20 protein-coding genes and 2 CRISPR repeat arrays are annotated in these 18305 nt (G+C 68.2%); of the genes, 10 read left to right on the top strand and 10 right to left on the bottom strand.

The genetic code is table 11. From position 1 onward, the window contains the following. Positions 1-525 precede the first annotated feature (525 nt). The 3 genes from ACWD12_RS03230 to ACWD12_RS03220 are packed head-to-tail and all read right to left on the bottom strand — an operon-like array spanning position 526 to position 2128. Positions 526-1374 carry a helix-turn-helix domain-containing protein gene (locus ACWD12_RS03230; RefSeq protein ID WP_450098061.1) on the bottom strand — a complete coding sequence of 283 codons (849 nt, stop codon included), beginning with the start codon at positions 1372-1374 and terminating at the stop codon, positions 526-528. A 12-nt stretch (positions 1375-1386) separates the two neighbouring features. After that, positions 1387-1902, bottom strand: a complete 516-nt coding sequence (locus ACWD12_RS03225) for a DUF6879 family protein (RefSeq protein WP_450098060.1) — start codon at positions 1900-1902, stop codon at positions 1387-1389. Next, positions 1874-2128: a hypothetical protein gene (locus ACWD12_RS03220; protein WP_358346984.1), complete on the bottom strand. Its 255-nt coding sequence runs from the start codon at positions 2126-2128 to the stop codon at positions 1874-1876. Before ACWD12_RS03220 ends, ACWD12_RS03225 begins: the two co-directional genes overlap by 29 nt. A gap of 688 nt (positions 2129-2816) precedes the next feature. Between ACWD12_RS03220 and ACWD12_RS03215 the strand changes: the two genes are divergently transcribed. Both ACWD12_RS03215 and ACWD12_RS03210 read left to right on the top strand, forming a co-directional pair. Continuing rightward, positions 2817-3257 carry a glycine-rich domain-containing protein gene (locus tag ACWD12_RS03215; protein ID WP_450098059.1) on the top strand — a complete coding sequence of 147 codons (441 nt, stop codon included), beginning with the start codon at positions 2817-2819 and terminating at the stop codon, positions 3255-3257. A 77-nt stretch (positions 3258-3334) separates the two neighbouring features. After that, positions 3335-4225: a phosphotransferase gene (locus ACWD12_RS03210; protein ID WP_450098058.1), complete on the top strand. Its 891-nt coding sequence runs from the start codon at positions 3335-3337 to the stop codon at positions 4223-4225. Positions 4226-4240: 15 nt separating this feature from the next. Here the strand turns inward: ACWD12_RS03210 and ACWD12_RS03205 are convergent, their stop codons facing one another. Then, positions 4241-4519 carry a GntR family transcriptional regulator gene (locus tag ACWD12_RS03205; RefSeq protein WP_450098057.1) on the bottom strand — a complete coding sequence of 93 codons (279 nt, stop codon included), beginning with the start codon at positions 4517-4519 and terminating at the stop codon, positions 4241-4243. A 347-nt stretch (positions 4520-4866) separates the two neighbouring features. Here ACWD12_RS03205 and ACWD12_RS03200 point away from each other — a divergent pair, with 347 nt between their 5' ends. After that, a complete protein-coding gene (locus tag ACWD12_RS03200) occupies positions 4867-5058 on the top strand; it encodes a hypothetical protein (RefSeq protein ID WP_450098056.1) in 192 nt (63 codons plus the stop codon). A gap of 228 nt (positions 5059-5286) precedes the next feature. Then, a CRISPR array of direct repeats spans positions 5287-6046; the repeat unit is 29 nt; unit sequence GGGAACACCCCCGCGTGCGCGGGGAGCAG. Between the two features lie 449 nt (positions 6047-6495). On the opposite strand, the gene ACWD12_RS03195 is transcribed toward ACWD12_RS03200, so the two are convergent. Continuing rightward, positions 6496-6972 carry a winged helix-turn-helix transcriptional regulator gene (locus ACWD12_RS03195; RefSeq protein ID WP_450098055.1) on the bottom strand — a complete coding sequence of 159 codons (477 nt, stop codon included), beginning with the start codon at positions 6970-6972 and terminating at the stop codon, positions 6496-6498. 115 nt (positions 6973-7087) lie between these two features. Here ACWD12_RS03195 and ACWD12_RS03190 point away from each other — a divergent pair, with 115 nt between their 5' ends. Then, the gene (locus ACWD12_RS03190) at positions 7088-7564 is read left to right on the top strand and encodes a tautomerase family protein (protein ID WP_450098054.1); all 477 of its coding nucleotides are present in this window, start codon (positions 7088-7090) and stop codon (positions 7562-7564) included. Between the two features lie 242 nt (positions 7565-7806). After that, positions 7807-8994: a CRISPR direct-repeat array (repeat unit 29 nt; unit sequence GGGAACATCCCCGCGTGCGCGGGGAGCAG). 253 nt (positions 8995-9247) lie between these two features. Here the strand turns inward: ACWD12_RS03190 and ACWD12_RS03185 are convergent. From ACWD12_RS03185 to ACWD12_RS03175, 3 genes are all read right to left on the bottom strand, one after another. After that, a complete protein-coding gene (locus ACWD12_RS03185; protein WP_450098053.1) occupies positions 9248-9754 on the bottom strand; it encodes a hypothetical protein in 507 nt (168 codons plus the stop codon). A 394-nt stretch (positions 9755-10148) separates the two neighbouring features. Further along, entirely contained in the window at positions 10149-10328 is a 180-nt protein-coding gene (locus ACWD12_RS03180; RefSeq protein ID WP_450098204.1) for a DUF397 domain-containing protein, read from the bottom strand. 20 nt (positions 10329-10348) lie between these two features. Beyond that, positions 10349-11182, bottom strand: a complete 834-nt coding sequence (locus tag ACWD12_RS03175) for a helix-turn-helix domain-containing protein (protein WP_450098052.1) — start codon at positions 11180-11182, stop codon at positions 10349-10351. A gap of 159 nt (positions 11183-11341) precedes the next feature. Between ACWD12_RS03175 and ACWD12_RS03170 the strand changes: the two genes are divergently transcribed. Next, on the top strand, positions 11342-11941 hold the full coding sequence (locus ACWD12_RS03170; protein WP_450098051.1) for an ATP-binding protein: 600 nt from the start codon (positions 11342-11344) through the stop codon (positions 11939-11941). Positions 11942-12061: 120 nt separating this feature from the next. Here ACWD12_RS03170 and ACWD12_RS03165 read toward each other — a convergent pair whose 3' ends face one another. Beyond that, the gene (locus ACWD12_RS03165) at positions 12062-12910 is read right to left on the bottom strand and encodes an aldo/keto reductase (protein WP_450098050.1); all 849 of its coding nucleotides are present in this window, start codon (positions 12908-12910) and stop codon (positions 12062-12064) included. A gap of 73 nt (positions 12911-12983) precedes the next feature. On the opposite strand from ACWD12_RS03165, the gene ACWD12_RS03160 reads away from it, so the two are divergent. The 5 genes from ACWD12_RS03160 (at position 12984) to ACWD12_RS03140 (ending at position 16981) form a co-directional block, all read left to right on the top strand. Next, the gene (locus ACWD12_RS03160) at positions 12984-13649 is read left to right on the top strand and encodes a DNA-binding response regulator (protein WP_450098203.1); all 666 of its coding nucleotides are present in this window, start codon (positions 12984-12986) and stop codon (positions 13647-13649) included. 222 nt (positions 13650-13871) lie between these two features. Continuing rightward, on the top strand, positions 13872-15287 hold the full coding sequence (locus tag ACWD12_RS03155) for a WD40 repeat domain-containing protein (RefSeq protein WP_450098049.1): 1416 nt from the start codon (positions 13872-13874) through the stop codon (positions 15285-15287). A 190-nt stretch (positions 15288-15477) separates the two neighbouring features. Continuing rightward, on the top strand, positions 15478-15954 hold the full coding sequence (locus ACWD12_RS03150; protein WP_450098048.1) for an SRPBCC domain-containing protein: 477 nt from the start codon (positions 15478-15480) through the stop codon (positions 15952-15954). A 177-nt stretch (positions 15955-16131) separates the two neighbouring features. Next, positions 16132-16449 (top strand): ArsR/SmtB family transcription factor, encoded by a 318-nt coding sequence (locus ACWD12_RS03145; RefSeq protein WP_450098202.1) that lies wholly within the window; start codon positions 16132-16134, stop codon positions 16447-16449. Between the two features lie 4 nt (positions 16450-16453). Next, positions 16454-16981 carry an O-acetyl-ADP-ribose deacetylase gene (locus ACWD12_RS03140; protein WP_358358363.1) on the top strand — a complete coding sequence of 176 codons (528 nt, stop codon included), beginning with the start codon at positions 16454-16456 and terminating at the stop codon, positions 16979-16981. Positions 16982-17009: 28 nt separating this feature from the next. Here ACWD12_RS03140 and ACWD12_RS03135 read toward each other — a convergent pair whose 3' ends face one another. Then, entirely contained in the window at positions 17010-18143 is a 1134-nt protein-coding gene (locus tag ACWD12_RS03135; RefSeq protein ID WP_450098047.1) for a PP2C family protein-serine/threonine phosphatase, read from the bottom strand. Positions 18144-18305 lie beyond the last annotated feature (162 nt).

Genomic DNA, 18305 nt, shown 5'->3' with positions numbered 1-18305 from the left:
CCGTCTTCGAGGATTCACCCCTGGCGTTTCGGTGGCGCTCCCGCATCGGTCAGACTCGGATGCCCGGAAGCGACCAGCTCCATCAAATCTGATCCCGCGACGCCCGAAATTGTCAGCATCGGTCCGCCGCTGGCGACGGCCCGTCGCCAGGTCAACCGACAGCCCGCCGCCACGGGAAGGCCCGCCGGGTACACACAGGGAAACCCCCGCACGCGCGGGCGCGTCTCGTCCGACCTCGCCGTTTATCGGCACTCGTTCTGTGTGCCGTGCTACTCCGCCGCCGTGAAGGCGCGCGACGCCGAGCCCGTTCCGCCCGCTCCGGACTGACCTCGGCACGGCTCGGCCAGGCAGTGACCCCCTCCCGCCCCGGAGATCAGGCGACAAGGAGGGGAATTCTCCGCATGGCTCATTGAGCCGTTCCTGCGGACGTCACATGCATGCCATACCAGCGAGCACAGCGCATCACCACCGCCCCGCGCGGAACCACGTCGTTCCGAGCGGGGCTTTTCGTCGTCTTTGGCTGGATCAGTCGAGAGAGGCCAACGCCGTCGCGATCAGCGATCGTGCCGCAGCCCCGCGCATCGCGCTCTTGGACTGCCGATCAAACGCCCGGGCGTACAGCTCAACCTGGGTTGGCTGGGTGAGAGTGGAAGCGGCATCCAAGGTGTCCGCGTGCACCCTTGCGTCATCAAAGATGGTGAAGGTCGGCATCGGCCACACGTTGCGCTGCGCTGAGAACGGGATGATGCCCACGGCGACGTTTTGAAGGTCCATCACGGCCAGCAGGTGGCCGAGTTGCGCGGCCATGGTCTCTACGCTGCACAGCCGGTAGCGCAACACCGACTCTTCAAGGACGAACGAGAATCGTCGCGCGCCGTTGTTCAGCACTGTGTTACGCCTCATTCGGGCTGCCACGGCGTCGCGCACATCATCCGGGGTTCCCCGGAAGTTCGCGATAGTCGATAACAGTGCCGTGGCGTAGCCGGGCGTCTGGAGGAAACCGGGGATCACATCGGATACGTAGACTCTGAACACGCCGGTTTGCTGATAGAAATCCCCGGCGGACTCTTGCAGACGGCGCAGGCCCGTGCGCTGGAGTTGCCTCCACTGGACATGAGCATCCGCGGATTGTCGGTTTGCTGCTATCAAGTCGGGGACCTGATCGTCAGCCCCACAGGCTCGGCACCACGCCTTGATGTCCGCGTCGGACGGCGGGGTTTTCGCGTTCTCGATCCGCGATGACTTCGACTCCGACCATCGGCATCGGATGGCCAGCTCTCTCCCGGTGATCCCTGCGTCCTTCCGGATCTCGCGCAGACGTCCGGCAAGATCTTCGCGAGCCTTTTGGACGCGTGAAGACGGATGCAGGGGCATCGACCGAGCCCGTCAGATCTCGTACAAGTGGTGCGGAATTGCGCGCTCCCAGACCGATTCAAACGCAGCGGCACACAGCTTCACCGTTTCCGGATCTTCCGTGATCTCATCTTCGACCACTGCGCCGTCACCCGAGAAGTGATGCACCCGAAGCAGCGCCCCATCAAACAGCCAAAAGTCGTTGCCCGGGAGAGCAATACTCGTAGCCTGCCGACGCGGCAGCCATCGGACGTCCTCACCCGCGGTGATGTTGGCGTGAGTCACGTAGTGCTCCCAGCGGACATACTCCGACACGGGCTCGGAGACCACGCGCGCCCTGCGAATGACCACCCCCCGCGTCACGGCGTCCGCGATCGTCTGGTCATACGGGTGCCACCACGATGCCCGGTTCTGCCAATCGATCCGATCGCCGCGCTTCCATGCTTCGAACCGATCCGTAGGGGCGTACGAGTCGCGCAACTCCAGATGGACAGCGCTGCGTTCACACCGGCCAAGCAACTCAGCGAAGCTGGGCACGCTCGACGGCATCACACGCCTCCCTGATCTTCGGGATCATCCGAGCCGGAAGCCTGATGATCGCCTCGTCATCAGGCACGGGACCATTCGCGGGGCTGGTCGCCTCGCACTCCGCCTGAGTCTCGGGGCTGGGCTTCCACCCTTGGAACAAGATCTCTTGAGCTTCCGTGTCTGCCCACACGGTGGGGCAGTGGTCCCGGTCAGTGTTGGGGTCGATTCCTACGAACTCTACGGCCATCGCCGGCTCCCCCATCTAGGCACTTGCTCAGACTTGCATGAGCCTTGCTGAACAGCACAGATGACGTCAACAGTGCTACCAGCCATCCCAATTGGCGTGCAAACACATGCAAGTTCGTAGAGCAGTGACTCGACCCCTCCCTACGGTCATTCCAATGACCAGGTCCCGATCGGGGAGGGGCGCATCGTGATCGACCCGGCAGCCACACGAATCCCGATCGGGACGCGTGCGCGCCGAGTGCTGGTGATTCGCGCTGTCCGCGCTCGGCATCGGCGGCGAGATGCGTGCAGCTCGCATGCGCATCGGGATGCGCCATGACTGCTCGTTTCGTAGCCGGCCCCGATGGCGTCTCCGACGAAGCCCCGCGCGCCCTGCCGCGCCCCGTGCAGCCGGAGCCAGCCGCGACAGGCCCAATCCTCGTAGGCCAATGGGTTGTTCCTCTGCCTGGGAAGGGACCTGACGTCCCGGCGGGGCTCGTTGACGAGATCTACGCCTATGCCGAGCTGCGCGGCGAGTCCGTGCTGAAGATCCGCGTAGGCGGCAACGGCGTGCCGTACGTCGCGTTCGCATCCGAGGTCCGCCGAGTCCCGGCGCCCAGCTAACCCACTGTCGCCCCGTCCGGGCGTTGGGGAAGTGCGAACGGACGGGGCTCCACTCGCAGCACTTCTAGTGAAAGGTGGCCCGACCCATGACCAATCTCATGCTGGACGCCCGACCGGCAGTCCACGTATCCGCGGCTCAACGTGCGCGGCTGTCCGCGCGCATCCAGTCCGACCACCCGGAGATCGGCGCCGCACTCGCCGACCGCATCGTGTCCGGTACCGCGGTGTTCCTGGCGGTCAGCGCATCCGACCCCTTGCAGCGCATGACGCCGTCCGCGCTGATCGACGTGGGTTGGCACGCGTGGGTGCTGCACACCCGCGACTACGCCGAGTTCTGCGACACGCTCGGGCGGTTCATCCACCACGTACCCACCGACGAAGCGCGCCCGACGACGGAAGGCCGTGCGGACGTCATCCGCACGGCAGATCTGATCAAGTCGGCCGGATATCCGGTCGATGCGGAATTGTGGGCGGTCGCCGGCGCGGACTGCTCGCAGTGTCACGCGGGGTGCAGCGACAGCCCGTGATCCTGTCTCGGCGCCCCGCCTGACACACCATGCGACCGGGGCGCCGAGCGCTTTCGCCTATCGAAAGAGTGCGAAGCATGCCCCGCCGTGAGCCGTGGGAAGCCCTGCCGGAAGGCGTGCGCCGCGCGGTCGAGCGCCACACCGGACCCGTCCGATCCGCGATCGCCCCCGAGCACGGTCGATTGTCCGAGTTCTCCGCCCGACTTGAGACCGAGCACGGGCCGGTGTTCTGCAAGGGCGTCCGAACCTATCGGCCGTACGCGTCAGGGCACCGTAACGAAGCCGCGCTGGCAGGCTTCCTGCCAGCGGCAGTTGCCCCGCTGATGTTGTGGACGATCGAGCGTGACGGGTGGCTGCTGCTCGGCTTTGAAGTAGCCGAGGGGCAGTCGGCGAGCCTGGCCCCGGGGTCCCCCGATCTCGCTGCCGTGCGCGACCTGGTCGTCACGATGGCGCAGGAACTCACCCCCTGTCCGACCGCCGCACGTGACCTGACCGAGCGATGGGCGAATGCGCCGAGTTGGTCGGTTCTCTACGTCAATCCGCCCGGCGACCTTGACCCATGGGCGTACGAGAACGTCGACACGCTGGCCGCGCTCGAACGTCGTCTCTCGCTCGCCGGCAACACGTTGGCGCACGTCGACTTGAACCCCGGGAATGTGTTGGTGAACGGCACGCACGCACTCGCGGTCGATTGGGCGTGGGCTTCCCGCGGTCCCGTGTGGCTCGATCCGGCGTACCTGGTGACAAGGCTCATCGCACACGGTCACCCGCCCAAAGAGGCGGAAGCGTGGGCGCGCACCATCCCCGCGTTCGCCGCTGCGTCCGATGACGACCTGACACAGTTCGCCGCGCGGCTGTCGGGCATGTGGGAGTTCGTGACCCGCACGCCGAAAGCGGGTCCGATGGCGCGGCAGCTTGCCGACGTGGCACTGAATTGGGCGCGCTACCGGATTGAGGGAGCCGGCTAGGCGCCGACGTCGGCGTCAGGCGGACTCGTTCGCGACCGCTTCGTCCGTGGTGCTCGCACGGTCAAGAACGTAGCTGCCACGCCCAACGACCGTTTCGACGTATCCGGCGTCGCGCAGCCAGCGCACCGCATTGCGCACGGTGTTCCGCGCGACCCCGTACGCCTCGCACAGCTCCTTTTCCGAGGGGATCGGAGCGCCGACGGCAAACAGGCCCGCAGTGATGTCCGCGACCAGGTACGCCGCGATCTGGCGATACGGCGGTGACGGTGAACGGTGGTCAATCTCGCGCGCCATGCCAGAACTCTAGACGTCAAGCCATCCCGTTTGTACCTATACGTACCTATACAAGACTGATCAGACATAGATAGACCTATATAGGTTGGCTTCCGTCGGAAGCGAAAGGCCCCGGCGACCGCTGGAACGGTCCCGGGGTGTGGCCATCAGCTTTTGGGAGCTGACGACGTGAGCAATCGTATTGCCCGACTCTTCGTATGGATGCTCGACCTCATAGCCCCGCAGAAGTCGACGCGGAAGCACGCGCGACCCGGTGGGCAGACCAGCCTGCAGCCGCCCCGCCCCTGGGTGCCCCGCGTCCTCCGAAGCACCACGCCCCAACTCCCGCCGGACAACACGAACCCACTGTGCCCCCGGCGGACCTCACGCCGCTGAACGGCTTCGCCGTCGCCATGGTGCGCCCCTACCTCGTCCGGGCGTGGGAGCAACGCGAACTGGCAAAACAACAGAAGCGGCGCGACGAACTCGAACAGGTAGTGTCCTCGGGTCCGGTTGTCGACTACAGGGTGAGCGGTCGCGCGGCGGGGGTGTTCGCATGAGGCGCCCGCCGCTCCGGACATGTCACCTCTGCCGCCGTCAGACGCGCGCTGTGCACCGGATTCGGGGCATCGACACCCGCGCCCCGTCCGGCGCCATCTGGGCGCTGTACGTGTGCCGTGATGGCTGCCCCACCGGCGAGCCCGCCGAGGTCGAGCCCACGCCCACCAGACCATCGCCAGCTAACTCGTTCACCCACGCTTAGTCACTCTTGTTCGCCGTGCCGAACAGGGAACACCCCCGCGTGCGCGGGGAGCAGCAGCAGAGTTTTCAAAGAGCCCTGACCAGGGGGAACACCCCCGCGTGCGCGGGGAGCAGGCCGGCACCGTCGGGATCAACGTCGACCCCGAGGGAACACCCCCGCGTGCGCGGGGAGCGGAATCGCATGCACGTGCACGTCTCGCCTCTGGAGGGAACACCCCCGCGTGCGCGGGGAGCAGGGCGGTGCTCATCGGTCGGTGTTCCTTTCGGGGGGAACACCCCCGCGTGCGCGGGGAGCAGCCGGACGTCAGCGGGTCGAGCTGAATCCCGAGGGGAACACCCCCGCGTGCGCGGGGAGCAGGCCAGGTCGACCATCTTGAAGCGGCGGCGCATGTGGAACACCCCCGCGTGCGCGGGGAGCAGAGGCAGGCAAGCCGGACCACACGGCCCGGCACGGGAACACCCCCGCGTGCGCGGGGAGCAGAGGCTGTTGTTCGGCACGGTGATCCCGTTGGAGGGAACACCCCCGCGTGCGCGGGGAGCAGCTGATCGACTACGGCAACGCCGACATGGGCGTGGGAACACCCCCGCGTGCGCGGGGAGCAGCGGCAGCAGGCCGTCGGATCGTCGGAGGCGTGGGGAACACCCCCGCGTGCGCGGGGAGCAGTGCTCGGACAGTGGTCGCCCGCCAGTCCTGCCGGGAACACCCCCGCGTGCGCGGGGAGCAGGCCAGCCCGAAGAGCTCGCCGTCGCCCGCGCCGGGAACACCCCCGCGTGCGCGGGGAGCAGGCTTGCTGGCCTGCGGGTTTGTCTCGGCTCTAGGGCTAAATTTGCCAACTTTGTTGAACCGGACATATCGCACATGAGGTCAATCTTGCGGGGCGGCGCGGGGCTGGCGACGTGCACGTACACGATCGGTTCGTTGGGGCCAATCACGTTAGGGCGGGCGCGAATTGACCTTGTCGGCAGTGCGGAAGTGTCTATAGGGGCGAGCGTAGCGTCGGCTGGCATTCTCGCTGCTTGTCGGCCGTTGTTGGTGATTGGCGTGGCTTCTCTGTGTTGCCTTGCCCGCTTCGATGCGGCTACGTATCCGCAAACGCGAGTGTGGTGTCGGCTGTGAGGCTTGTGGAGTAGTAGTAGACGTGGGAGGGCCGCCACCTCTGTTGCGGGCCGGTCCCTGCACGGAAGGGCCCGGCCTCTGCCCCCAGTTGGCGCCCTAACTGACCGTACGATGGGAGTCAGGCCGGGTCTGCGAGGCGTGCACCGGGGCCAGGGTGGGGGACGGTGTCACGCGCGGTCAGTCCCGTGTGGCCAGCCTCGCAGGTGATGTCGAGTTGGATCTGTGCGCCGCAGTCGCGGTGTTCGACGATGACCGGCGGGCCGTCGTCGTCCCCGAGGTGGCGGTCGCCCCACTCCATCAGGGCCAGCAGGATCGGGAACAGGTCGATGCCGCGTTCGGTCAGCCGGTACTCGAAGCGCTCCCTGCTGCCGGCCTCCCGGTACGGGTGGCGCTCCAGCAGTCCGTGCTCGACCAGCGTTGCGAGCCGGGTGGCGAGGAGATTGCGAGCGACGCCGAGCGTGCGCTGGATGTCCTCGAACCTGCGTTGCCCGTAAAACGCTTCGCGCAGGATGAGCAGGGTCCACCGCTCGCCGACGACGGCGAGCGTTCGCGCGGCGGGGCAGTTGTCGCTGGCGTATCGGGAACGTTCGAGCACAGGGCCACTGTAGGCAGGCTGGGTTGACTTATGCAACGCAGCACGTCTAGGGTCGCGGATGTCCCGCTGAGTTTAATAATTAAACTCAACATGACATCGAGGCCCGGAGGCCGATATGCCGATGCTCGACGCGTACATCCCCAGCAACGCGCTCCCCGCCGAGGTCGAACGCGAACTGCTTGCCGAGTTGACCGACATCCTGCTGCGGAACGAAGGCGCGAATCCCACTGACGCCGCGGCACGTTCGATCGCCTGGGTGTTCCTCCACCGCCCCGAGACGGTGTACGTGGCGGGCGCCCCTGCGGACGAACCGCGCTACCGGTTCGTTGCGACCGTCCCGCAAGGGCAGTTCGACGACGGCCGCCGCGCCAAGCTCGTCGCCGAGGTAACCGCCGCCGTGTTGGCGGCCGAGGGTACGACCGACCCGCGAGCCGCCTCGCGCGTTTGGGTGTTCGCCACAGAGATGCCGGACGGCACGTGGGGCGGAGCAGGCCGCATCAACCGCCTTGCCGACATCGCCGGATACGTCCTGGGCGACCCGCAGGCCGGCGCCGAGTACGCCGCGAAGCGCCTCGCGGCAACGTCGGCCTGACCTGATCGGGCCTGGCTCACCACGAGTTGGGCGCGACGCGCCGACCATGGCCCCGACGCTGTCCAACGACGCACTGCTGATGCTCGGTCGTCGCAGCCCACGGCAAGTCCGCCGGCCCGACTCCCACGCGGGACTCGGCGCTGCGGAAGGGGCAAGGCGTCCCTGGCGGAGCGCGCCGGACGGCGAGCCCCCCGCGTACGCGGGGAGCAGCAGGAGGACCGCACCGGATACGTCCGCACGAAGGGACCATCCCCGCGTGCGCGGGGAGCAGGTCCCGGGTGCGACCGAGGAAGTGACCGCGAAGGGACCATCCCCGCGTGCGCGGGGAGCAGCGCCACGCACCAGTGGGCGACGGAACGCGGCTGGGAACATCCCCGCGTACGCGGGGAGCAGTGAGCAGATGTTCGAACCCTGCGTCGTCTTCGCGGGAACATCCCCGCGTTCGCGGGGAGCAGGTCCACCCCAGCCGCCGCTGGAGCGCCTGAACGGGAACATCCCCGCGTACGCGGGGAGCAGCGGGCCGATGACGCCGTACGCGCGGCTGATCTTGGGAACATCCCCGCGTGCGCGGGGAGCAGTCCGAGACGCTCGACGACCGCGACCGGTGCCGGGGAACACCCCGCGTGCGCGGGGAGCAGCTGGCCGTGGCCGGGGGCCTGGCCGTCGCCGTGGGAACATCCCCGCGTGCGCGGGGAGCAGCCGGTACGGAGTCGACTGCGCCCGTGATCACTTGGAACATCCCCGCGTGCGCGGGGAGCAGCACGGCCCTCATCCGTGAGCCGGGCCACGTACGGGAACATCCCCGCGTGCGCGGGGAGCAGCGTGTCGGTCACAGCACCCACCCGCAGACGGTGGGAACATCCCCGCGTGCGCGGGGAGCAGATCTCGATGCACGAGAATGCGTTGCCGGCCGCGGGAACATCCCCGCGTGCGCGGGGAGCAGCGGCGGCCGGGGCGGCGGGTTCGGCGACTGGGGGGAACATCCCCGCGTGCGCGGGGAGCAGGAGGCCGCGGATCTCCAGTTCGAGCGGTGTCAGGGAACATCCCCGCGTGCGCGGGGAGCAGCGGCCCGTGCGGTTCGTCCGCGACGACCCGTCGGGAACATCCCCGCGTGCGCGGGGAGCAGAGGCTCTCCGCTGCGACGAAGCGGATCACAATGGGAACATCCCCGCGTGCGCGGGGAGCAGGGCGAGGACGCCAAGTGGGCGTCGGAAGGGGCGGGAACATCCCCGCGTGCGCGGGGAGCAGCCGACGCTGATCGTGCACGGCACGAAGGACACGGAACATCCCCGCGTGCGCGGGGAGCAGCGCAGCCCGGGTCGCGACCCACGCGGCGATCTGGGAACATCCCCGCGTGCGCGGGGAGCAGTGCGACAACGGCCGGACGCGGATGGTGGAGTCGGGAACATCCCCGCGTGCGCGGGGAGCAGTCTTGCTGACCTGCGTGTTTGTTGTGGACGAGGGGTTGAATTGACCAACTTCTTTGAAACGGGCATTTTTGACATAGGGCCACCGCCTTGCGCGTGTGGTGGGCGGCCGGCGAGGGCGCTCGCTCCAATGCGGTCAGGTCGAACGTCTTGAACGGCATGGGGTTGTCGCTCTTGAGCTTCCTCTGATGCCTCGTCAGGCCCGGAGGTTGCACGTCAGGTGATGAGCAAACTTTGGGCATGCCGGGGCCGGTGCCTACCCCGTGCGCGCTTGGGGGAGCCAGTCGTGCGTGCTGCGTTCACGGCCAAGGCCCACGGAATCGAACAGGTCGGACGCGCCCTCATGCCCTTGTACGCCCAAGCGCGCTAGCGCTCCGTTGATCGGCCAATCGTCCCGAGGGCCGTCGAACTTGTCGTCGACCGCTGGCCCCCAGCGCCGTCTGCCACCGGACCACACGACAGCCGACTGGTACCCGTCTCCCCCGAAGAAGTCGGCCTCCACGTACGCAATAGGACGCTCGCTCGACCACCCCGCCAGGAGGGTTTCCAACGCTGGGTGCATCGTGCGATAGAAGGGGTCCTCCGCCGAGATTCGTCCTCGGAAGATCTCCGGCGGAACACCGGTCATCTCCGTGAACAGGGCGTCCGGCATGGGCAACAGGGCAATGCCTTGGCGGAGCGCGGCGACGGCAGCGCCTTCCAGGCTGGCGGTTTTCTCATGTAGCAAGCCTGCTTCGGCTATTACAGCGGTGATCTCGTACACGATCCCCCTTGGGCAAGCAGCACGACCAACGATGACGTCCTCATCTATCAGAACCCCCGAGTGTGCGGGGAGCAGTTCGACGCGAGCGTCATCCGCGACTGGAGCATGGGAACATCCCAGCGCGTCTGGGGAGCAGCTTGTTGGCCTGTGGGTTGGTGGTGGGTTCGGGGGTGTATTTACCAGCTTCGTTGAAACGGTCAATTCTGGTAAATGGGTCAACTTTGCGGGCGTGGCGTGCGTGCACGGATGCTGTTCGTCAGGTGATCGCGTGGGCAGGCTTGATCGAACGTGGTCGCTTGCTCACTGTCGTGCAAAACGTTCATCGGTGGGTGCCAAGGACTCTGGCGCTGAGAAGAGTTGGTCGCCAGGGCTTGCGTGAGAGATGTTGTGGCGACTAGCCAACTACGCTGCCGATGAAGCGTCCCCATGCGTGCGTCGGAACCGTGAAGTGTCCCTTCGCCAGGTCCTTGCTGTCCCGTACACCGACTACGTCGTGATGCAACCTGGCCGTCTCGACGCAATTGTCGTCCGTGGGGGCGGAGTACGACGACTTGGACCAAGCAGCGTCGGGCATGACCGTTGTGGTGCTCGTCTTCACGGGGACTCCAAGACCTCTCGGATCAGCTCTTCGGACTGCCGTTGCGACAGCGCTGCGGACTGGAGCCCATCGTATACATCACGAAACGTCGCGATCTTGTGATGGTCGGTGCTGATGCGAGATGCGTCAGCGGCCACCAGATAGCAGCTCTCGCTGGCGTCCTCAAAGGAGAGGAGCGTGAACGTCCCGTGCATGCATGCATAGAAGCCCTCGCTGGAGGCGATTACGCCAAGGGACACGTTCGGCATCCGCGCCACCGCCAAAAGACGAGTGAGCTGTTCATCGGCCAGACCGTCGTCCTTGGGAACTCGTCGGATGGCGGCTTCGTCCACGACGAAGCCCAGTGACACCTCAGGGTCCTTGTGGAAGATCTCCCCCCGCTTCATCCGCTGTTGGACCTTGCGCTCCACCTGCGCGGAGGTCAGCGCCGGGCGGAAGGCCCTCAACGAACGACGGGCGTACTCCTCGGTCTGAAGCAGACCGGGGATGAGTACTGTCTCAAAGGACCGGATCGCCGTGGCCTGGCGCTCCAGTTCGATGAACCACGAGTAGCCGTCATCTGCCCTTTCGCCGGCGACGTGGCGTTCCCAGATGCGCGTTAAGGCTCCGTCGGCGTCGAGGATTTCGTCGGATCGCAGCACGAAGTGAGCGTTCAGTGGCCGGTGCCCGCTTTCGTACGAGGCGGCGGTCGTAGGGGCGATGGAGGCCAGCTTCGCGAACTGCTCACGTGACAGCCCGGCCGCCTCGCGGCGGAACCGGATCTCTGCGGCGAGGTGCGCCAACAGGGCAACGCTTTCCCCCGGCGACGAGTACTGCTTGCGCGCTGCCACAGAAGCCTCCCCATGGTCCACACGTCGTGATCGCGTCGGCTACGCGGGCACGGCGCGTTGCTTTCGACGATTCAGATGCGCCGCGGAACACCATGTCCAACGTATCCGGTGGCTGGTTGCCTGGTTACCGGAAATCACTCATCCGAGGAGGTGTGCACCGTGTCCGACGAACAGCGCGCCCATGTCCGCGCGTTGGCAGCACCCGTCGCTGACACGAGTCGAGGTCGGAATCCAGCCAGTGGCACTGCCGCGGTTGTCCAGCCCGGTTCGTACGCTCCGGCCGCTGCGGCGCCAGGCCCCTGCGGCACGCCGTACGCGCGGGGCGATCACAAGCGTGCCGCGCCCGAACTGCCCGCGTCCGCCGAAACGACGTACCGCTTCGCCTACGAACCGACGCCCGAGTGCGTACGACACGCCCGCCGCGAAGTCGATGCAGTCTGCGACGAGCACGGCATCGACTCGTTCGGCCCGGTGCTCGTCGCGTCCGAACTGGTCACCAACGCCCTGCCGTTCGCCGAACGATTCGGCGTGCCGGTCGTGTTGACCATGTACGTCAACCCCTCCGTGTTGCTGGTCGAAGTCGCGGATCCCGCAACCGCGGACGTGCCGGCCTTGGACGAGGTACGACGGCCGAGCGACGCGGCCACCAACGGCCGCGGCCTGCTCCTGGCGAAGGAGATCTCGGACGGTCTCGAAGTCGTCGTCAGCGGCCACTCCAAGGCGATCTGCGCGCGCTTCGAGCGGGACAGCGCCACGTGATCAGCACGGGAATGAGGGCGAACCAGTTGCGCGCAACGCGGACGTCAGCGAGCGGCGGAGCCGGTGGCCGCAAGGCCCGTCCGGGCCGGTGGGCCACCGTCCAGCGCGCGAACTGGTTCCTCAGGGCCGCAGTTCGGACAGGTCCTCCTCACTGAGCCCGAGATCCCCCGCCGCGACGTTCTCCTCCAAGTGGTGGATCAACCCTGTGCCCGGAATCGCCAAGGCCGTCGACGACATCGCCAGCAGCGACGCGATCATGACCTGCGCCGCCGTCGCGCCCAGGCGGGCCGCGACCGCGCCGACCTGTTCGGCGTCGATCGGACTGCCGCCGATTCCTCCGCCGAGCGGGAAGTACGGCACGTACGCGATGCCCGCGTCCTTCGTCTCCGCCAGCAGCCCCAGGTCATCGGAGTGCCGGTTCTGCACCGCCGCGACCGGTGCAATCGCCCGCGCCTCCGCCAGTTGGGCGGCGTCCACGTTGCTGACGCCCAGGTGCCGGATCAGCCCCTCCGCGCGGAGGCCGGCCAGCACCGCGAACCGCTCGGCGATCGACTCGCCACCCGCCCCGGTGACTCCGCCGACCCGCAGATAGACCAGGTCGAGCCGCTCCAGCCCCAGAGCGCGCAGATCCGTTTCGACCAGGCCGCGCAACTGGTCGGCCGTCGCCTGCCCGCTCGGTACGCCGTCCGGCCCGGGCAACGGCCCCACCTTCGTCGCGATCACCAGATCATCGCGGTACGGCGTCAACGCCTTGCGGATCAGCTCGTTCGCCCACACCCCGCCCCTGCCGTAGAAGGCCGCCGTGTCGATGTGGTTCACGCCGAGTTCCACCGCCCGCCGCAGCACGGCGATGCCGGTCTGAGCATCGCGTACAGGACCGGTACGCGTGCCCGCCGCCAGGCGCATCGCACCGAAGCCGAGCCGGTTGATCTCCAGATCTCCACCGAGGGAGAAGGTCTTGACCGTCATGAGGCCCATGCTGCCCGCCGATACGACGCCTGCGGCCCTCGTGGCAGCTTGCTGCCAAACTGGCGGAATGCGGATGCGGAACGAAGAGGTTTTGTCCGTGCGAGGCGACGGCGAGCTGATCGCGCGCGCAGGCCATCTCTTCGAGTCCGTACGCACCGAGTTCCTGTGCGCTGCCCGGGACCTCAGGACCTGGTCGCACCCGGGAGCCAGAGCCGCCGTACGAAATCGCATGCGCGCTGCAGCCCCCACGGCCTTCACTCCTCAAAAGCTGCTCAGCCCGGTGGCCCTCACCGACGAAGAGGCCCGCGCGCACCTGCGCCTGGTACGCGGTCAGGGCGCCCTCGTACGGATCAGCCGCTCGCCGCTGCCGCACGAGACCATCCTCATCGACCGACGCGTCATGATCCTCGCCGGCCCGGAAGGCCCTGGCGGCCGCGAATACACCGTGACGACGTCGCAGGTTTTGGTCGACGGCGTTCGCTCGCTGTTCCAGGCGCTCTGGGACACCTCCGACGACCTCGAGACCTACCTGCGCGGCGACTTCCCACACCTCGACGCCGACGGCCGCACAATCCTCAAGGCGCTCGGCTCAGGCCAGACCGACGAAGCGGCGGCGAAGGGGCTCGGCGTCTCGGTACGTACGTACCGGCGCCGCGTGGCCGAGTTGATGGCCGAACTGGAGGCCGACTCCCGCTTCCAAGCCGGTTTGCGTGCAGGCGAGTTGGGGCTGTCCCGGTAGGGCTGCCCCCGTAGAGCCGCCCTATTTGAGCCGCCCCAGTACAGCCGCCCCCGATAGAGCGGTCCCGGTAAGTCCGGCAAGTCCGTCTCGGCCGACCCTCGAGCACCGGACGTCCGCCGTACGCGGCGCTCGGCGCGTCCGATGGATCACGCCGGCCGCGGCGTCGGAGCGCTGTGCCACGATCGGGCGTCGTCCCCGGAAAGCCCCCGACGAGAGACGGCAATGTCGACCGATATCTACGGTGTCCGCGCGCTGGATGTCGACCCGAAGGAACTCCGCGTCCGCTTCAGGGTGTTCGCGGTCTACTACGACACCGGAAGCCAGATGTGCCCGCCGGTGCCGGACGACCCCGGGTTCTTCTTCTTCGTGCTGTGGGAGGCCGCACGCTGGCACGCTTCCGCCTCCTCGGACCAACCCGGCCCGCTGGCAAGGATGTTGGACGTCGACACCATGCTCGACTTCGGGTGGGTCGAGGACAACGCCCGCCGGTTCGTCTCGCGCATCGAACGGGTCGCCACCCGCAACCACCCGCCCACGCCCGAGCAGTGGGAACAGCTGCACGACTTCTACTACGAGCGCGACGGCGGCTGGAAAGACGAAGACCTGCTGGTGCAGTTCGACTTCGACGTGTGGGTGACGGACGAGCGGTACATCGAAACGCTCGCGCCCGGCGACGCATGGGGCACGACGATCGTCCCGATGAACGCCGACACATGGACCGCGGAGGACGCCCCGCACATCCCCGACCTCGCGGAGCCGGTCCGCCGCATCAGCCCGTTCGCGGGGAAGAAGGTCGATGCGAAGGGCCACCAAGTACGGAGCCTGGATTTCTCCGACGACGGCAAGTACCTGGCTGCGACCAGCTGGGGCGGCCTGGTGTGGATCTACGACACCACCGACTGGTCCGAGGTCGCCCACACCAGTGCCGGGGACTGGATCGTGCCGATGCCGATGTGGGTGCCGGGCGAGCACGTGCTGACGATCAAGTCGTACAGCAAGCTGACCGATCCGCGCCCCGAAGCGCAGTGGAGCTTCGACGTCCGCACCCGACAAGAGACGACGGCGGCCTATCAGTTGGGACATCTGCGGTCGCACGACGGCATCCACCGGGTCACCCCGAACGGCGGCGGGGAAGGCGGCTACGACCTGCACGCGACCGACGAACTGCCGCAGCGGACCATCTCGCACGCGGGCAAGTGGGATCCGATCCAGTGCAAGGCCTTCTCGGCGGACGGTTCACGGCTGTTCCTCGGTGCGCAGCAGAACCTCTACGTGGTCGACCCGGTGACTGCCCAGGTGGTCGACAAGGTCATGGACGCCTCCGAGCGGTTGTTCGAGCTCGCGGCGAGCCCGGACGGGGCGTACCTGGCTGCCGCCTCGTTCAGCCGCAGGCTCGCCTACCGGGGGTCGTTCGGCGACACACGCCCGCACGAACTGTGCATCTGGCGGATGGCCGACCGCCGGATCATCCTGGGCCGACAGATGGAGACGTACGTCGGCGCTCTCGCCTGGTCGCCGGACGGGCGCCGACTGGTCGCCGCCCTGCAACCGTGCGACGACGATTTCGCCAACGGCGAGACCCAACTGGCCGTCTTCGCGATGGGACCGGAGAGCCCGCCCTTCGCATTGGGGGAGTAGAGAGCACCTGGCGCGACAGCGGCAGCGACCAAGGCCGGGGCAGCGACCGAGGCCGGGGCCGAGGCCGCGGGCACCAGACACCGGAGTGGCGTGGACGCATTCGTGCAACCCCAGGGTTGCGCTAACCGCCCGGCACGTGCAACCTGGAGGTAGCAGGTCCATCGGCGTCACTAGCGCAAGGAGAGCTGTCATGGCTGCACAGGTTGTGGACACGATCGAGCGGGACGTACTGATCGCGGCTTCGCCGCGGCGGGTCTGGGACGTCATCACGCAGACCCGGCACATGGGCACCTGGTTCGGGATGCCGGAGCCGACCTCGGCGGACTTCCGGCCCGGCGGATGGGTCGTCTTCGACCACGAGGAGTTCGGGGAGATCCCGGTGCTCATCGAGGAGATCGAGGCGCCGCGGCGGTTCTCGTACTGGTGGGCGCTCGTCGGCGCCGGCAAGGGGACGCGGCCGACGGACGGGAACCGGACGCTGGTGACGTTCACCCTCACGGAGGAAGGGGGCGGGACCCGGCTGCGGGTGGTGGAGAGCGGGATCACCGCGGTGCGGGCCGACGACGCCGAGCTCGAAGCCCGGTTCAAGGACAACACCGAGGGCTGGACGATCGTCACCGAGGACCTGCGCAAGCGCGTCGAAGAGGTGCTTTCGGCCGCCGGGTGAGGGCCCTCCCAGGCGATACCGGGCGGTGCTGGATGATGCTCGGGGCATCGGTGGGCGCCGAGGGGAGGTGGCGGGATGGGTGCGGACAGGCGGGTCGAGGACGCGCGGCTCAAGGGCCCGAGGGTCGAGGAAGCGCAGGTCGAGGAAGCGCAGGTCGAGGACGCACGGGTCGAGGACGTGTTCACGGGCCTCGCGGACCCCACGCGGCGGCGCATCCTGGAGTTGCTGGCCCAGAAGGGGGTCGGCACGGCCACTTCGCTCGCCACCGAGCTGCCGGTGACCCGGCAGGCGGTGGTGAAGCATCTCGCGGTGCTGGATCGTGCCGGACTGGTCAAGGCGGAAGCCGTCGGGCGCGAGGTGCGGTACCGGGTCGAGCCCGAGCCGCTGGCCGCCGCCGCGCGGTGGATGAGCCTGCGGGCGGCGGAGTGGGACCGACGGCTCTCGGTGATCAAGGAGATTGCGGAGGCGCCCGAGGAGGGCCCGGACGTACGGTGACCTCATGACTGCGCGGATCACGCTGGTGCAAGGTGACATCACCGATGAGTCGGTCGACGCGATCGTGAACGCGGCGAATTCGTCGCTGCTGGGCGGCGGCGGGGTCGACGGGGCGATTCACCGCAAGGGCGGCCCGGAGATCCTGGACGCCTGCCGGGACCTACGGGCCGCGAAGTACGGCCGCGGCCTGCCCACCGGCCAGGCCGTGGCGACTCCGGCCGGCCGGCTGGACGCCCGGTGGGTCATCCACACGGTCGGCCCGGTGTGGTCGAGCAGTGCGGACCGGTCCGAGCTCCTGATCTCCTGCTACCGCGAATCGCTGCGCGTGGCCGACGAGTTGGGCGCGCGTACCGTCGCCTTCCCCGCCGTCTCGGCGGGGATCTACGGCTGGCCGATGGACGATGCCGCGCGGATCGCGATCGGGACGGTACGGGCGGCCGACACGCAGGTCGAGGAAGCGCGCTTCGTGCTCTTCGGTGCGGAGGCGTTCGGCGTCTTCGAGGCGGAGCTCGCGAAGTCGGACGAGGGCTGAAGCCGACCAGCCGTTCTCGGGCGCCTAATTACGGGAAGTCATAGGGCACTTCGCCGTTACGCACACGTCGCAGGTCGGCGTGTACTGGAGCGGCCGACCACCGCGGGGTTGCGGAGGTGTGTCGTGCGACCCCGCGGTCGACCCGCGGTATTCGGTGTCCGGCGTACTTCTGCGCATCACACCGCAGTTCGGCCAGTGACGCGTCCAGGCTCTCCTCGCGCAACAGCCCGGTGCGCGCGACCAGCGGGTAGAACTGCCCGTCGGAGTCGCGGGCTTCGGCGAGGCCATCCGTATAGAAGAGGACACGATCACCGCGAGCGAGCCGGGTCCGGTGTTCGCCCGGACCTCCGCCGCCGAGCCACTCCAGCCCCAACGGCAGCCCGGGATCGCGGGGTTCGGCCAGCATCTCCTCCCCCGACGCGCGGACGATCACCGGGTCGGGGTGGCCGAAGTTCAGCAGCGTGAGCCTGCCGTCGTCATCCAGTTCGGCGACCACCGCGGTGACGAACTGCTCGTCCTTCGGGCGCCGTTGCAGGGCGCAGGCGATCTTGGCGGTGACGCCGCGCAGTTCGGAGGCGTCCGGCGCGCTCTCGCGGAAGGCGGACAGCGCGGCCGAGGCGGTCCGCACCGCGTCGAGCCCCTTGCCCTGCACGTCGCCCACGATGACGCGGAGCCCGCCGGCGACCGGCACCGCCTCGTAGAAGTCCCCGCCGATCTCGGCGTCGTCCGCCGCGGAGACGTACGAGACGGCGATCTCCGCGGACCCGGTGTCCTCGGGCGGCGGCGAAAGGATCACGCTCTGCGCCACCGCGGCCACTTGGCGTACGTCCGCGAGGCGACGCTCCTGGCGGATCCGGACGCGTGCCGACGCGGCGGACGCGAAGGTCACGGCCACGACGGCAGCCAGGGCGACCACGGTCCGCTGGGTGCCGACCGAGGACGTGATGTACGCCGACAGGCTGGTCAGCGCCACCGAGAGGATCCCGATCCCGTACACATGCCGCACCGACCCGCGGGCCGCGGCGAACGCGGGCCCGACCGCGAACAGCGCGAGCAGCCCCACGTGGGGGCCGAGCGCGGCGTCGGTCAGCGAGATGGCCAGTACAAGGGCGACGTTCTGCCGTTCAGCGCGCGTAAGGCACATCCAGCGGGGGGCACACATGGTTCTCCTACATAGGGCAGGTAGGCCTGAACACACCTGACGGGGGCCCGGAGCCCGCCAAGGGCGCTCCGGCCGGTCCCAGGACGTTCTGCCTCAAAAGTTACGCACCGGGGCCGCCCGTCGGCAGGGCCGCTGGGCCTGTCTGGAGGCACAGGAACCAAG

Source organism: Streptodolium elevatio, assembly GCF_053592165.1.
This window is presented reverse-complemented; position numbering and strand designations above follow the sequence as displayed.